Here is a 16643-nt window from a genome sequence, read left to right as displayed (position 1 = left end):
GAATTGGAAATTATCCTAAACTGGAGGGTAACGTCAGGAGTTTAATGCCCCAAATACAGCTGGCGAATTGATTTATTGGGAGTTTAGCTCAGTTGGTTCAGAGCATCTGCCTTACAAGCAGAGGGTCGGGGGTTCGAATCCCTCAACTCCCACAACTAGCCTCCTTGGGAGGCTTTTTTTTGTATGGCCTGCTTTTTCTACATCCTTTTCCCCGAATCAAGCGACAGGTTTTACATCGGTCACTCCTGTGATCAACTCGCTAAACGTATTAGTAAACACCAAGTGAAATAAAGAGGCTCTAGGAAGACTACAGGTCCTTTCATTTCTCCTCTTTCCGCCGATAATTAATCGCATAGAAGCCGATAAATCCAACTATCGCTTAAAATACGGGTAATTCGCGGGACCCTGCCTTCCAACAGTGGTCATGGTAGAAGTGATATCGTAGTCAGACCGCTCCCAGTAATAAAATTGCCCGGTTTCTGTCCCAACCAGCAAATCAGGAACGCCATCTTTGTTGAAATCCGACACTACCGGACCATCGGTGTGCCCCATCAGCGTTTGGGATAGTACCCGACCCATGTACTCCAATACGATTTTCCCATCCTTCTTTCCTTTGTTCTTCATCCAGTCCACTGCCGGTTTGGAGGAGACGATCAAGTCTTCCAAGCCGTCTCCATCCCAATCATGAAAAGTGATTTTCAACCGACCACTACTGGATCCCTGACGCTGGTTGAGAAGAATGGGACTACCGTCGGGGTAGACAAAGTTCCGTTGTGGATGCGATAACATCCATTGGTCTTTCACCTTTATACGAGGGTAAACGGCCAGGAACCCCTCGTGATCCAGCATCACCAAATCATTCAAGCCGTCTTCGTTAACATCCATCATTAGCGGAGATGTTCTCCAGGGTGCAAGAAGCTCGTTGCCATCGGCGACTCCTGGCACCCATGCCGGACGCAGGGGCTCACCTTCCCATATGACCTGCAAGGGCTGCGGATAGTCCAGTACCGGAGAAGTCCTGGTACCAATATTTTTGAAGAAAACAATATTCCCGTTATGCTCATTTGCCAGAATATCTGGCAGGTTATCTTCGTCCCAAAAACCCACATCAATGGTAGAATACCCCCATATAGGCGGCTCTGTATCAGGGAGCGCCTCGTTTTGTATCAGCCGAATCGGCTTCCCATCCACTTCCAACAATTTGGGGGCATCCCAGGATGGTGTTTTTCCTCCCAGGTTTCTGATAAACCCGATGTGCCCAACACCATTTCCACTAATGATATCATCCAGTCCATCGCCATCCCAATCAAAAACCCTTGGTGCCACCAGCGCACCGAAATCTACATACTTGGCTTCCTGCTGAATAAATACCGGTGCTTCAAATTGAGGTAAACCATCTTTGAAATTTCCAGTATGCCTGAGATAGGATATTTTTCCGTCCTCATCACCCGCAAGGATATCTGTAAAACCATCCTTGTTGCAATCCACAGCGGCAAGATGCATGGTAGCTCTGGACTCGAATTGAATAGGAATATCATCAATCGTCAGCACCTTACCGGTCGAAAATTCATGAGCTGCCGCCGAACCGGTATTTTCAAAATAAATAATGAAATCATTGTTCCATTCAATTTCAAAATCCTCGTCAGTTTTACCTATGCTCAAAAAATCGTAGTCCCCGTCGTTATCAAAATCTACAAACATGGGTTTAAGCGAAAGGCCTTCTGCGAGGGAGGAACCATCCGATTTCACTAATCGCTTGGGGTTATCATAATCCGGGATGTCATTTGTTCCGTTGTTTTTAAAAAATAAGACGTGGTTTTTTCCATCGGTCACGTATTCGATTTTCTCCGCCAATTTTCCTACCTTTCCACGGTAAGATCTGGGCCTATCCCTGGTAGCCACTGCCATCAAATCATGAACTCCGTCTGCGTCGAAATCGATAACCTTCCATTCTGTCTTGCAATTGTGCAAGTAATCGTATCCTTCTTCGGGGAGTATCAATTCATTTTCATCCCAAAACACATTTTCAGGAACATCTTTATAAACTAACAATTTTTCCCTTACCCTATCTGGTGTTAGCACATGAATACGGCCTTGAACGTCGGATACCTGAAACCTCGCCCCATCATCCCCCAACCTTCGCCGCTCAAAGGAGACCTTCATTCTCCTTCTGAACAAGGGCATGGGTACATTTCCTGAGATGTTTTCAAAATAGAATATCCCGGATTCCGTGTAGCTAGCTGATTCTGAAATAAGCAAATCAAGGTCCCCATCACCATCAAAGTCCATGGGCATCGGAACGGCTTTGAACCCCGCATCCAAATCCACTAACAGGTCTGGGTTATTGTAGGCAAGTTTATGGAGTAAATTGTCTCCATACATGCTTTCAGCTTCCTTGGTACCTTTGAATTCACAGGAATACAAGAAAAACGAAAAGGCAACGAAAACGAAATATAATCTCCAATAAACCATGATAGAAAATTTAAAGGTTTTTTAATGGGCTTTAAATATATCCCTTTTTTTCGGCTACCCAGTGCATATTAAAGCCACTGAGCTTTTTTGGCTGGTAAGTGAGGTTCTTTTGTTACAAGTTTATCCAGTATCTGTAAACCAAAAAAAAAAGGCTACTCTACCTAAAGAGTAACCTTTCTTGCATTTTTTGATTCAAAAATTACAAGTCCAAATCGTAATACGATCGTTGTCCATTCGGATAAACACCCAAAACGGTCACTTCTTCGCCTTTGTAGTTTTTGAGCGCATTGATCACATCTTCTCCTTTCAGAATTTTTACCCGGCCAATTTTGGTGATGATAAACCCTTCCTTCACGCCAGCTTCTCTCCAGGTTTCGTTATCAATGACAGAGATAGATGCGCCACCTTCGAGTTCAAGTCGCTCTTTAATCCCGGCACTCAGGTCTTCAAAGACCACTCCTTCAAACTCGGTCGTTTTCGGTAGCTCTTTAATCACTACTTTGGTATCACCGGATATGTTTTTCAACGTGGCCTTGGTGGTCATTTCCTTGCCATCTCGTAAAAATTTCACATCTACCTGATCTCCCGGTCGTTTTCTTGCGACTCTTTCCTGGAGAGCGGAGGTGGTGAACGTATCGTACCCATCCACTCCGATAATGATATCCCCTTTTTGCAGGCCTGCTTCTTCTCCCCCACTGCCTTCATTTACCTCTCGTATGTACACGCCGCGGTTCACACCTACGTCTTCTCCGATGAATTCCTCCAGATCGGCATTCACATCCATGATGATGACCCCTAACAAGCCTCTTTGGACAGCACCAAACTCCAGCAGATCATCCATCACTTTTTTGGCTATCGAACTGGGGACTGCAAAGGAATACCCGCTGAATCCACCTGTTCTGGATGCGATGGCCGTATTGATACCAATTATTTCCCCATTCAGGTTTACCAAGGGTCCACCGGAATTACCGGGATTCACCGCAGCGTCGGTTTGAATAAAAGACTCTACCTGAAGACCACTTTCATCCCGGAGGATCCCGATGTTTCTGGACTTGGCGCTTATTATTCCGGCAGTTACGGTAGAGTTGAGCTCGTAGGGATTTCCTACGGCCAGTACCCACTGCCCAATTTTTGCCTGGTCCGAATCTCCAAATGGAATGAACGGGAGGTTATTTGCCTCAATCTTCAATAAAGCCAAATCGGTGGTCGGGTCCGTTCCTATCACCTTTGCCGTAAATCGCCGGTTATCTTCTAAGGTTACGTCCACTTTGGATGCATTTTCGATAACGTGATTATTGGTGACAATGTACCCGTCTCTGGAAATAATGGCTCCCGAGCCGGAACTCCTGCCCTCTCTCGGCGGCGCTTCCCCTCTTGGTGAACGGAAACCGAAGAATTCTTCCAGGGGATCCACTCCGCTTTCACGACTCCCCATGGTAACCGTACTCCTTACGTGAACCACAGCCGGGGTCACTTGCTCTGCCGAGGCTACAAAATTAATCCCCTCTGGAACGACAAACCGATCGTCTGCCAGCCAGTTCACAAGACTCGTATTTTGCTTCTCTGTGAAATTGGTGGATGAATCTTGATTGTTTTGCAACAAACTCACACCCAGTATGGCTACCATACCCCCGATTAGCGAGGCGAGGACCATTCCCAGGAAAAACTGTTTTCTATTCATTGTATACCTTTCTTTTAGATGACTCAATTATACACGACAATTTGCAGAATAAGTTGCTTCCAAAACAGTGCCACATCACAAGAAACAACTGTTTTTAACAGCAATTAACATCGAATCGCCCCGATTTTGTACCTCACTGGCAAAAAAGCAGTTACCAATGGGGTGAGTATCGGTGTGCTTCATTTAGTAAACAAAAAACTTCTCAAATTAAATCGAATGATGTGACAAATTTCTAGTAAATTTATTTGACGATTATCTGAATCCGTTTGGTTTTCCATGTAATTCTTAAAATGAGACCCAACTTCCCCTCAAGCACCACATGTGCAAAAAAAGGCATACCCTATCTCTTCATCGGAACCGTCTGGCTACTTTTTATGGCGTTTATGCCTACGACAAATGCGCAGAACAGCAGCCAACTCTTTGATCTCCTGCCGAAAGCAGCTTCCGATACTGTCACTTTGGCGGACTCCTCGGTTCGTAAGCCTATAAGCATCGAGCAACGGATCCAACAAAACCAACAATTTCTCAACACGGTACAAGAAATTAAGGCCGGTTTGATGAAAGCCCCGGATACAGCATTCATGCAAAACCAAATTCCTGTGATTGAATTGGTACTGCAACGCATTCGGGAGCAATCCTTGGCGGAGCAAAGCACCGTCAATTTACGTTTTCTCAACGAACTGGAAAATCTGATCATCGGCTACAACCAGCAGGTCAACAAATGGCAGCAACAAATCGATACAAAGGCAATTGACTTCATCGAGCTGGGAAAAAAATTGAATCGTATTCAGGAATTTTTGGATCAAGAAAAATCCCTGGTTGTTACCGATGGCCTGCAGGCATACTTCGAGCAAAAAGAAATCCTGCAACAAAGATTTAGCTCCGTAGACAGTATGTATGCCACCAAACGCATGGCTGGACTCCGTATTCAAACGCAACTTTCCGGCGTAAAAATCCAACTCAATGAATTGCTGGAATCGGTTCGGTCACGGCAAACAAGTTTTAGGCGAGACCTCTTGAAAAGAGATAGCCCCTACCTTTGGCAAAGCCACGCGATCACATCAGAAAAACCTTTTTCGCAGGTAATCGAGGAAACCCTGATACTCAACCGGGTTATCCTCCGGCACTACCTGGAAACAAAATACGGTTGGCTAATGCTTGTTGTGGTCATTTTCATTATGGTTTATTTTGGCATCCGAAACATGATCGGCAAGATTTACCGAACCAAAGATTTTTCCAACCTTATTTTGGACCGAAGCAAATACCTGAGGTATTCTCCCTTTCTGGGAGCGGCCCTGATTCTGCTTGCAATTGGCCCTTACCTGTTTTCCTTTCCTCCCTACTTGTTGATTCTTAGCTTTCTATTTGGGAGTATACTGGTGACGACTTTCCTGATTCGAATCGTCTTAGACCGGCAATCCATGCTTCTTTGGTACCTGATGGTGGTGTCTTTCTTTGTATTTGGGGCCAGTAATTTAATCACCCAACTAGCCCAGCAGGAAAAATGGTACCTCATGGGTTTTTCCATTTTGGGAATCGGTATTGGGTACCGATTATTAAAGCTAATCAAAGAAAAACAAGAGCTATTTCCTGTGAATTTACCCTACCTGGTTTATTTTTTCATAGGCATGCAACTTCTGGCTGTTGGGTGTCAGATTATCGGGAGGTTTAGCCTGGGAAAACTGCTAGGTATTGCCTCTACCCTGAGCACCATGCAGGGCATTTCCCTGTATGTGTTTGTTCTGGTGCTCATGGAGGCCATTTACCTGCAATCCGAACTGAGCAAGGAGAATCAAAAGGACTATGCGAATTACCTGAACTACCAGGCTATTTACAGCCGGTTGAAAAAGATTTTCTCTTTCCTGGCCCTGCTGATGTGGTTGTATTTGCTGCTGGTCAATTTTTCCGTAAACCAGGCGCTGGCGGATCTGGTGCTTGCATTCCTTCAGGAGACCCGTACAATCGGAAACACGAGCTTCACCTATGGAAGCATCCTCGTTTTTTTTCTATTGATATGGATTTCGTCCGTGTTAGCGAAAAACATTGCCTATTTTGCCTCTATACGCGATAGCCAAAACCTGCAGCAGCGAAACAAACGGCTGGGGTCCTCCATCCTGCTAATCCGGCTTGCCATCCTTACACTGGGCTTCTTCCTGGCTGTCACTGCATCGGGATTGTCCCTGGACAAGTTAGCCATCGTCTTGGGTGCGCTCAGTGTCGGCATTGGTTTTGGCTTGCAAACAATCGTCAATAACCTGGTTTCGGGAATCATTCTTGCGTTCGAACGCCCCATACAAATCGGCGATGTGATCGAAGTAGGAGGCCGCTCGGGAATTGTGAAGGACGTCGGTATCCGCTCGAGTACCTTGCAAGCTTACGATGGATCGGAAGTGATCATTCCAAACGGCGATCTTTTGTCTCAACACCTCGTAAACTGGACCCTATCTGACAAAAGCCGTAGGGTGGAATTACTGGTGGGTGTGGCCTATGGCTCCGACCTGGAAAAGGTGCATGCAATCATCGAAAAAATTATCGCTCAGGATGGTATCCTTTCCTTTCCAGTGCCCAATATTCTGGTTCACAATTTTGGGGACAGCGCCGTTGAATTCCGGATTTTATTCTGGGTAGCCAATTTTGATCAATGGCTGCAGGTAAAAAACAAGGTACTGCGGGAAATATACCTGGCCTTCGCCAGGGAAAACATTGAAATCCCCTTCCCCCAACGAGACGTACACCTTAAACATAAAGAAGTAACGAAGCATCCGCCTGCGAGCGAACTAGAATAGGCCTTATTTTTTTACTAGCGACCGGTAGGTATAGCCCTGCGGCTGGCTCCTTCCTTTCGGAAAAAAAAGGCTGGCAACATAGCCGATCGCGAAACAACTGATAACTCCGATCGCTCCATAAAGGTAGCCGTTTACATCGCTAAATCGGCTAATCATAAATGTGATTCCCGCCCCGCAAAGTGTGCCGATGATAGCCCCGGTAGCATTGGCACGTTGGGTAAAGATGGCCAACATAAAGACCCCGGCGAGGCTTCCCCCGATCATTCCAAGCAGCTTTTGGAATAAATCAAAAATATATCCAATGTCTGATGAGGCGATCCACATAGCCGCGAGGGTCCCGAATAGACCCATAAGAACCGTTATAATTTTTGCCAAACGTAGGGATTTACGATCATCCGTTTGGGGATTAAAATAGGAATGGATATCGGTGATGTATGCGGTGGCAATGCTATTCATACTGCTATCAAGAGAAGACATACTCGCCGCAAATATCCCGGCGATCACCAGTCCCGCTATACCCACCGGAAGCTCTGCAACGATGAAATAGGGCAGCAATTCTTCGGGATTCGTACTCCCGATTTTCTGTGGATTACTGAGGTAGTAGACATACAGTACCGTACCCAACCCAAAAAACAGCAAAATTCCCGGCAATGTTAGGATACCGTTGGTCCAGAGGCTTTTGGCCGCCGCCGCTTCGCTTTTTACCGTCAGGTACCGCTGTATGACCACCTGGTCTGAGGTATAGGAAATCAGGTTTAAGAAGAAAAAGCCGATCACCGCAACCCAAAAAACCAATTGAGTATAGTCCCAGGACCACTCAACCAGGGTAAATTTCTCGTGCGCTACGCCCACCTGTATCACCTGTGCCAGCCCCCCGTCGATTTGCCCAATGGCCAAAAACAGGGAAAACAAAGCTCCTCCCAAAAGCACCACCACCTGTACCACATCCGTCCAGATAACCGCTTCCATTCCTCCCAGGACCGTGTAGGCGGTGCTAAATACCCCCATGATGGCAATGCACAAGTAAATATTCATCCCGGTCACCGAGGAAATGGCAATGGCAGGAAGAAATACCACTACCCCCATTCTGGCTAGTTGCAACAAAATAAAGGTCAAACTACCCAGCAAACGAACCTTCACGTTGAAGCGCAATTCGAGGTATTGATAGGCGGTCGTGATACGCAGTCTACGGAAAAAGGGCAGGTAAAACCGTATGATGATCGGTACGATGGCAAAAATCATAAAGGAACCCAAAGCCAACCGCCAATCGGTGGCGTACACGATCACGGGAATGGCCATAAAGGTGATCGCGCTTAACTGGGTGCCGTAAATACTTAAACCGGCTGCCCACCAGGGAATCCGACCTCCGGCAAGAAAAAACTGGGCCGTTGACTTATCTCTTTTGGAAAAGTAAAATCCGATTCCCAACATGCAACAAAGATAAACGCATAGAGAAGTCCAATTGGCCCATCCGAATTGGTTTTGGGTTTGTAACCCCAGTACTGCCGGTGATCGGACACCCGGACCTTTTTCTCCGTTAGGTACGATCCAGTATCCCTTCCAATACGCCGTGGGTGCCGTCACTCGCGACGTCCCTCCCGGCATGGCACCCATTTGTACCCATTCTTCTGCCCGGCTATTGTAAGCCAGCATTTCGTCCAAAAACCCAGGATGTGTGGCTGGATCCGAGTGCGTGAGTGTTTTTTCGTCCAGCCCTCCGGAAATCAGAATATGGGAATTGCCCAGGCTAAAAGCCGGAGAAGGTGCTGCCGCGACGCCTCGCGGTAGGTCTTTCAGCCGCTCCCATTTCCCATCAACCAACCGGGCTCCAGGAAGGTATCGATACGCATCACGCAGCAATTCCCTGCTATTACCACCGGCTTCATTCGTTGTCAGGTGAAAGCCACTGAACAAGTAAAACTTTCCTTCCTGAGCGGCGGCCACAGCCTGAATACGGCTAACTCCGGGAAATGATGGGCCTGCCAGCCACTCCATCTCGGAGCGTCCATCCCGAAGGTCCAGCATAAAAAACACCTCTCTGGCCAGGCCTTCGGGGCTTTCCTGACCACCTTGAATGTACAGCACCCCGTCTACTACCGCTCCAGCCATATTGGCAAGGGGCACCGGCAGGCGTGGGTAATCGGTATCGATCCGAATTTCCCCAGCCTGATACGACAAGGTTAGTACCTGACTTACATGTCCGCTTGCGTCATTGCCGCCAATGATCCAAACTTTATCCGCATAGGTTACCGAAACACCATAAGCGAGGGGCTGTGGCAGTTTTTGCCCGGACTTTTGCCAGACGCCATCCACCGCGTCTAAAAAATAAATGTGGTCGTACCAAACCTTTTGCCCGCCTTCCCAGGGCCTTTTGCCAGGAAAGTTCGCTCCTCCAGCCACAATGAGGCGGTCATCGCTTACTCCGGCAAACATTCCGGCAAAACCTTCCTTGTCTGGAACGGGGGGAAAATTCCGCCAATTGATTTCACCCGCCAGCAAGGAGCTTACCGAAAAAATCAACACTAACAGGCTAAAGATCCAAGGTGATGGTTTCGTATTCATGATGCGTGATTTGTTGTGATAGTTTCAACTGAGGGTACGACAATTTCCTTCCCACTCGCCGCAGAAGCCTTGGCCGCAAACAGAACTTGCATCAAATACAAACCATGCTCGCCCGATACCTGCGGAACCTCGTTCTTCGCTACGGCATTGGCAAAGGCGTTCCACTCGGCTTCCAACGCCTCTTCCATCCAATTCACTGTATAGGACCCCGGTAATAATTTCCATTTTTGATCTTTCCCGTAAAAAGCACCCTCGGAGAAACCAATCTTCAATGTGCCATTATCGCCGTAAATTAGGACCTCAACCTGGTTCACTCCATTCCTGAATCCGGAAAAATGAAGCGAGGCTTGAAGGCCGTTGTTGCATTTCATGGAAAGAATGCCGCTATCATCCACTTCATCCCGATGAAAGCCATTCCCAAGCAGGGCATGTACACGCCGAATTTCCGAGGGGAGTAGCGCACACAGCACATCCAACTGGTGAACCGCCACGGTAAAAAGGTAGCCCCCGCCGGACTCCTTTCGCAGGTGCCATTCCTTCCGGTCGGCGTGCTTCCAAAGAGAGGCCGATACGGCATGGGCGGCACGAATAGTTCCCAGCTCACCGGACTGCAAAAAACGCTTTGCCGCCAAAAATGCCGGCGTAAACTGTCCTACCTGAGCGAGCATCAATGTTACCCTATTTTTTTTGCAAGCATCGTAGATGGCGAGACAGTCCGTCCAACGAGTTGCCATCGGTTTCTCGAGGAGAATATGTTTGCCGGCATGGGCTGCCGCAACGGCTATTTCGGCATGGAGGTGATGGGGGGTAGCAATCAACAGGGCATCGATGGCAGGATTTTCCAGAAGTTGGCGGTAATCGGTAGTCCCATCCACTTGGTACATTTTTATCAGTTGAACCAGCGACGGGGCATCCCGCCTACAGATAGCTGCCAGCCGGAGCTGTGGAACCCGCCGAATGGCTTCGATGTGCCGCGTACTGAAATTTCCAGCCCCAATGATTCCGACGGATATCCTACTTTCCTGCTTTTTCATTCAACTAATCGGGTATCCTTCAATGCCCACACGTAATTTTGTCAGGCTTCCCGGTCCAGGTTCGGAAAACCCACCTGTGATCCAAACCTCGTCATCCACAAAACAAAGATTACTGGTCAAAGGGATGCCTGAATCGTAGGTTGCCAGCAATTTCCCTTCTCGTGAAAGGACCTGAACGGCCTGCATGCCATAATGCGCAACCCAGAGGCGCTCCTCGGCATCCATGGCCAATCCATCCGGGAGATTTCCGGTCAGCCGATTGGTAGGATGGTAGGGTAGGGATGCAAAAACCTGCCGATAATCTGGATGATCCGCAGGGAGTTTCAGGTCAAATTTCAAAATGCGATTTTTATAGCTTTCTGCAACCCACAATACCTGCGATTCTCGCAGAAAAAAGAGCCCGTTCGGATAATCCAGATTTTTTGCAACACAGTGAGCCGAACCGTCCCATCCGACGAAATATACCCTGCCCACTTCGCGTACCGAATCCGAAAAATAAAAACCTTTGCCGGAATCCAGCGAAATGTCGTTCGGACAATGTACCCTTTCCCCATCGATCCTTTCCGGGGAAACCGCACCGATACGTTTTCCGTCTGCCGCGTAGCGCACCACGTGCCCGGAACCGCTATCACAGACCAAATGGCCCCCTCCGGGAAGGATGGCCTGACCATTGGGACGGTTCCCGTCGGCCCAATGTGAAACCGAACCCTTTTCGTACTTTAAAATATGCTTTCCGAGCAGATCGGTAAAATACACGCTTCCTTCGCTACCGACCACCGGCCCTTCTGTATAATATTCCCAATTGTGGAGCAATTCAGGTTTCAACTGGGCCGGCTCTGGCAAACCTGCTCCGCGTCCCTTGGGAAACGAAAGCACATCCAGTGGAAACAGGGGATGTCTCCGGTTTCGATACTCGAATTGACGCATGTCTGCGCAGGTGACCCCAGGCGTATTGACGCGAATGACGCTTTTACAAACTGCCTGGTATGCGGCCAGGGGAGCCTGTACCCCCTTTGCTACTAAAATCTCAAACTGTGCCGGGTCTATTCCAAAATGCACCAACTGCTGTAAACTAAACGGAACTGTTCGCAAGGATGTCAGCATCAGGGTATTTCCCCCCCGAGTTTTGACAATAGCCGTTTCCCCCATCGTGAAATGCACCTGTCCGCCATGCCTGGGTTCTTTTTCGCTGAACTTCCCATCCACCATGCCCAATAATTTGACGGCCATTTTCTGCGGTTTCCCGTGAAGTCGGTCCGTCTTGCCGCCGACGGTGAGCGAAATGAATCCGGAACCCGGGCTATCCCGAATCGTCGCGACCGCTTCCGGGTCGCATATACACATAAAGCCGTTGGTATCCGGGGATTCCTCCAATAATTCCAGCAAGAATGTACTGTCTCCGGGGCCGCCTCCACCGACATTATCACCCATATCCAGAAGCAGCAGGGGTTTTTGTGCCTGCCGCATGGCCTCGGGCAACGCATCCAGATCCATTTTTTTTCCGGAAAACTTCCGGTGGTTTTCCAGGGCATACTCGTTCAGCTTATGCAAGCCGGCTCTCGCAGCATGGTCTACCCTATCAGCGATAACGATAAAACTGGTGCCCATTTCCGGCACATCTGCATAAGGAAAGCCCAAGACAATACTGGTAGAAAGGATGGCTGACTGTTTGGCTATTTCTTCGGCCACCTGGTACAATTCCTTGCAGGGACTGGATGCCGTATGCTGCATTTCTATGCTAATGGCAAACCGGCACTGAATCGCATGCATTGTTGGAGATATTCGGCCTTTTAATGCCCCTACCAGTAAACTCGCCGCTTCCCTTCCCACCGCTCGCTGATCCACGTGCGGGTTGGTTTTATAGGCCACGAGGGCATTCACCGCGGCCACCATCTCGTAGCTGAGGTTGCAATGTGGATCAATGGTCCCCATGATGGGTAGCCGGGGTCCTAGGATTTCCCTGGTCAGGCGTAGCCAATATCCATCAAAATCGGAGTACGCCTCGCTGACCGCGGCACCATGCGGCACCACCAATAAGCCGTCTAGCGGGAGCGCCCCGGTCAGCAGATGTTTCACCTCTGCCAAAAGAAAATCAGTAACATCAGCAGACAAACTTCCTCCCGGGGTAGCTTCTGCATAAAAGAGTGGCACGATTTCAAAATCCGGCTCGCTATCCATTACCTCCAGCATGCCCCCGATCTCGTGATAGGCATCCCGGTACTCATCCAAAAGTGCCGCTCCATAGAGAAGGTGTCCGTTTTCGAAATCCTCCCGTGTAGTCTGCTTTTCCAGAAAGGTATTGGACTCGTGGTAAATACCCAAAAGACCGATCCGCTTTGGACGTTTATTCTGCATACGCGATCAAATCTACTTCAAACTTCAACAAAGTACCCAGACAGCCGATTAAGGTTGTTCGGGCCGGGTAGGGCGGTTGAAAATAGTCGGTGTAAAGTTGGTTAAAGGTTGCGAGATCCTCCTGTCTGGCAACGTAGTTTCTCACCTGCACTACGTGGCTAAAGTCAAGCCCCGCCGCGGCAAGAATTTTTCGGGCATTTTCAAACGATCGTCGTACTTCTCCCTCAAAATCGTCCGAAACAATTTTTCCCTGTTCGTCCACAGAGGCCTGGCCTGAAACAAATACCAGCTGATTGACTTTTAGTGCCGGTGAGAACGGCAATGTGCTTTGGGGGACTCCTTCCCCTGAAATAACTTCTTTTTTCATAACCTATCCAAAATACTCCTTTTTTTCGTGCAAATGGGTACGCCCGTCAAAGAATGCCATATTTTTTATAGACCTCCGTGGCCTTCATCCCGTTTTTTATCGCTTCTCTACTGGTGTTTTCGGCATGCACCTTTTGCATGGCATTCGTCAGCACCAGCCCCTCCACTTTCTGAGGTACCACCACCACCCCGTCTTCGTCGCATACTACCAAATCTCCCGAGCAAAAACGTACACCTCCGATTTCGACGGGAACGTCGATGGCCACTACACGTTGCCGGTTTTGGCTGTCATACACCCGTTTCCCTTTTGCAAAAACGGTGAAACCCATGTCTCGGATTTTTGCTATGTCCCGAATGCAACCGTCCACCAGTGCTCCAACGCATCCCCGGTTTTTTGCCGCCGTGGAAAGCAGTTCTCCCCAGATGCCCGATCGGGTGGAACCTGCTGCTGCTGCAATGAAAACGTCACCCGGCATGCAATCGTCTACGGCCTTTAACTCCAATTCGTAGGGGTTTGGGTCCGTGTGATACATGTCCGACCATAGCGTGGTTTTACACCTACCTGCCAACCGGGATTTCCCAACCTGAATGGAAAATTCCCCCTCGGGCGACTGATTGGGGTACCCCAAGGCGTCCAGTGCATCCGAAATAACTGCGACGTAGAGGTTTTCTTCGATTTCTTTCAGGGAATAGCTTGCTTCTTTCATTTTGATTCGGTTGGTTCGTTGACTTTTGCTGCATCGATGATCCGCTCCAGCAGGGCGACCACTTTTTCTTCTTTCCAGGGACGGTTGGTATTGCCAACCGGCGGGATCGCCGGGCCGATGTCTAATAGATAATAGCCGGACAAAGTTTGCCTATTTTTTCCCAGCATGTCAGCGATAGCAAAGGCTGCAAACCAGTCTTTGTACGAGCCGAAAGGATTGGCTGTCTCCAGTTTAAAATACAAGTGCCCCTGTCCCTGATCCGGGCCGATGGTTTTTGACCGAATCAGCGGGGTGGACCCTTCTCCCAGGGTAAATGGAAGCAGCTCCTGGGGCAAATCCATCCATTTTTGGTATTTCCAGATTCCTCTCAAAACTCGTTGGGAAATTGTGATTTTTTATTGGTGTAACTACTGAAATTGTGACTAAATCCTCCATCCATCTGAATGGAAGTACCGGTGACAAACGAGGCCTCGGACGAGCAAAGCCAAAACACGCCGTTTGCGATTTCTTGCGGCGTTGCGCTTCGTTTCAAGGGAGTCTGGTTTTCCATATCCTGAACAAGTCGTTGACTGATATTATTACCCGCTCGATCCATGAAATCCGTACTCATGGCTGCATGAACGTTCCCCGGACAAACGGCAACCACCCGAATTCCCGAGGGTCCGTACAAGGCTGCCATTTCGTAAGTCATGCTCAGCAAGGCCCCCTTGGAGGCCACGTAGGCGGGACTGGTTCCTCACGCTCGTTCCGCCATGATGCTGCTGATGTTTACGATTACGCCTGTGGATTCCCTGATTTCCATGTTAGCAGCGACCCGTTTGCTCAAAAAAACGGGAGCGGTCAGGCAAATTCGTAGGCTTTTTTTTCCCAGGTATCCAATGAGATCGGCCGCAAGGTTTCCAGGGTATGCCAGGCGGTATTGTTAATTAAAACATCCACCCTCCCCCATTTGGAAAGGGTTTCGGCCACAAGCTCCTGTAGAAAGACCTAATCTGCATAATCTCCCAGCAATACCAGGCTGGTGGTTCCTGTACTTTGTTGCTGATTTGATAAGCAGTGTATTTTGAAATGTTATCACCATTATTTTCGGGGCAGTTGCATTCCTTTTTTTCCCAACCCTACTGCCAGCGATATAGCTTTTTAAATCACAATTGAGTACTGGTGCCCGACATTCACGTAACAACCATGAATCCAGAGTATGTATGGTTGAACTACTGCTACCCGAAGTAGTTATGGATTTCAGCAACGAATGAGCCCTTTTGGACAGTCTAGAGGGCCGAACGAAGCATTCGGGGAAAATTAGTTTACCATGTAATTAAACCGAACTGGACCAAATTTAAACTGTTCTAATCTATTTCAATATTTTCTCATTCAATTTTTTATGCAGATCGTGGCAACAAAAATACTTAATCTAGAAAGAATGATCTGAAACAAAAACGATTTATTCAATGCTATCAATTTTGTTCATACAGCCAATCCATACTCACTTTACTTAGGTTGGTCACCGACAGGCCTGTTCCAGCGGGCCGGTTTCCGGCACAATACCCTAGCATCACTTCCTCTCCCACAAACTCCATGGCGATGTAACAATACCATCCGTCCGGGTCGTCTTCCAGGGTTTTTACGTTTTCCCAGGTTTTACCATCGTCACGGGAAATGGCTGCATTTAACGGCGTTCGGAGCTTTGCCCGATCGGGATCCTCCGATAGGTTGTTGTTCCAGACGGCCAAAAGGTCCCCGGTACCGGGAATTCGTTCAATCGTGGCTGGTGATACGGGAGACACCAGGCTGCTCTTTTCTACCTGGGACCAGGTTTTCCCCCGATCTCGGGAATAGGAATAGCATTGTACGCCCGCGTTGGAGCGAATGACCATCAAAATGGAGCCATCTTTCAATTCTACCAGACCGGGCTCCTGGAGTACAATGCCCTCCGGATTGGGAACTTCCTCACTGCTTTGCCAGGTTTGTCCGTTATCGTCCGAGTAATAGGAGAAGATGTCCCCCTTGCCGCTCCATTCCATACCGGGTCCGGCGTGCCTGGCCACAGCGAGCAATAATCTACCATCCGCTACCTGAATCACCCGGTCGTTGTTTAGCACAAAATACCCTTCTTTGTCTGTAATACAAGGAATGGGTTCCGACCAGGTTTTGGTTTCGTCTTTTGAAATCCGCATCATGGGGATACAATCATCGGTGTCGTTCTTGCGTAGGTAAAAAAGCGCTATATCCCCATTTTGCAGGCGAAGCAGCGATACCGACATGACGTTCATCCCTCCTTCGTTAGGAAGAATTTCCTCGTCCTCGGTTGTCCAGGTCTCCCCCTGATCGGAGGAATACCTGCCCGCAAGAAAGGCGGTGGCATGGTCACTAGAAGATTCTCCATAGTAATGGGAATACACAAAAAGGAGTCGACCGTCTTTCAATGCAATGAAGTCGCCCTCACTATTTCGGGGATTATCTTCACCCGGATTCAGCACTAATTTCCGCTCAATTTGTCTTTCCGATGCAGAGACCTTGCTTCCCTGCCTGGAATCTCCACCTCCACAGGCCTGTATCGCCAGGGCAATCAGCAAAAGAATTTCTAAGGTAAATGCACGTTTTTTCGTTTTCATAGGTTGGATGGCTTAGTATAAAACTCATGTAAAGGCAATTTACAAAGCAGCAGGCTCTTTTGGCCAAT

11 protein-coding genes and 1 tRNA gene are annotated in these 16643 nt (G+C 48.4%); 2 read left to right on the top strand and 10 right to left on the bottom strand.

From position 1 onward, the window contains the following. Positions 1 to 77 precede the first annotated feature (77 nt). Positions 78 to 152: transfer RNA gene (locus BMW71_RS09400), tRNA-Val, on the top strand. 220 nt (positions 153 to 372) lie between these two features. On the opposite strand, the gene BMW71_RS09395 is transcribed toward BMW71_RS09400, so the two are convergent. Further along, positions 373 to 2472 (bottom strand): FG-GAP repeat domain-containing protein, encoded by a 2100-nt coding sequence (locus BMW71_RS09395; RefSeq protein WP_092172578.1) that lies wholly within the window; start codon positions 2470 to 2472, stop codon positions 373 to 375. A 199-nt stretch (positions 2473 to 2671) separates the two neighbouring features. Next, positions 2672 to 4153: a Do family serine endopeptidase gene (locus BMW71_RS09390; protein ID WP_092172575.1), complete on the bottom strand. Its 1482-nt coding sequence runs from the start codon at positions 4151 to 4153 to the stop codon at positions 2672 to 2674. Positions 4154 to 4443: 290 nt separating this feature from the next. On the opposite strand from BMW71_RS09390, the gene BMW71_RS09385 reads away from it, so the two are divergent. Next, positions 4444 to 6939 carry a mechanosensitive ion channel family protein gene (locus tag BMW71_RS09385; RefSeq protein ID WP_092172572.1) on the top strand — a complete coding sequence of 832 codons (2496 nt, stop codon included), beginning with the start codon at positions 4444 to 4446 and terminating at the stop codon, positions 6937 to 6939. Between the two features lie 3 nt (positions 6940 to 6942). On the opposite strand, the gene BMW71_RS09380 is transcribed toward BMW71_RS09385, so the two are convergent. The 8 genes from BMW71_RS09380 to BMW71_RS09345 form a co-directional block, all read right to left on the bottom strand. Further along, positions 6943 to 9501 (bottom strand): sodium:solute symporter family protein, encoded by a 2559-nt coding sequence (locus BMW71_RS09380; protein WP_092172569.1) that lies wholly within the window; start codon positions 9499 to 9501, stop codon positions 6943 to 6945. After that, complete coding sequence (locus BMW71_RS09375; protein WP_092172566.1) at positions 9498 to 10535, bottom strand: Gfo/Idh/MocA family protein; 1038 nt, start codon at positions 10533 to 10535, stop codon at positions 9498 to 9500. The genes BMW71_RS09380 and BMW71_RS09375 overlap by 4 nt, the downstream gene beginning before the upstream one ends. Next, positions 10536 to 12890, bottom strand: coding sequence for a M81 family metallopeptidase (locus BMW71_RS23695; RefSeq protein ID WP_177179598.1), 2355 nt, complete (start codon positions 12888 to 12890; stop codon positions 10536 to 10538). Then, positions 12880 to 13257 (bottom strand): RidA family protein, encoded by a 378-nt coding sequence (locus tag BMW71_RS09365; protein WP_092172563.1) that lies wholly within the window; start codon positions 13255 to 13257, stop codon positions 12880 to 12882. Before BMW71_RS09365 ends, BMW71_RS23695 begins: the two co-directional genes overlap by 11 nt. A 46-nt stretch (positions 13258 to 13303) precedes the next feature. Beyond that, positions 13304 to 13963 (bottom strand): RraA family protein, encoded by a 660-nt coding sequence (locus BMW71_RS09360; protein WP_092172560.1) that lies wholly within the window; start codon positions 13961 to 13963, stop codon positions 13304 to 13306. After that, positions 13960 to 14334 (bottom strand): pyridoxal-phosphate dependent enzyme, encoded by a 375-nt coding sequence (locus BMW71_RS09355; protein WP_092172557.1) that lies wholly within the window; start codon positions 14332 to 14334, stop codon positions 13960 to 13962. Before BMW71_RS09355 ends, BMW71_RS09360 begins: the two co-directional genes overlap by 4 nt. Beyond that, entirely contained in the window at positions 14331 to 14681 is a 351-nt protein-coding gene (locus tag BMW71_RS23855) for an SDR family NAD(P)-dependent oxidoreductase (protein WP_218145570.1), read from the bottom strand. The genes BMW71_RS09355 and BMW71_RS23855 overlap by 4 nt, the downstream gene beginning before the upstream one ends. A gap of 736 nt (positions 14682 to 15417) precedes the next feature. Beyond that, positions 15418 to 16575: a sialidase family protein gene (locus BMW71_RS09345; protein ID WP_092172553.1), complete on the bottom strand. Its 1158-nt coding sequence runs from the start codon at positions 16573 to 16575 to the stop codon at positions 15418 to 15420. Positions 16576 to 16643 lie beyond the last annotated feature (68 nt).

This window comes from Cyclobacterium xiamenense (assembly GCF_900109255.1).
GTDB lineage: Bacteria > Bacteroidota > Bacteroidia > Cytophagales > Cyclobacteriaceae > Cyclobacterium > Cyclobacterium xiamenense.
This window is presented reverse-complemented; position numbering and strand designations above follow the sequence as displayed.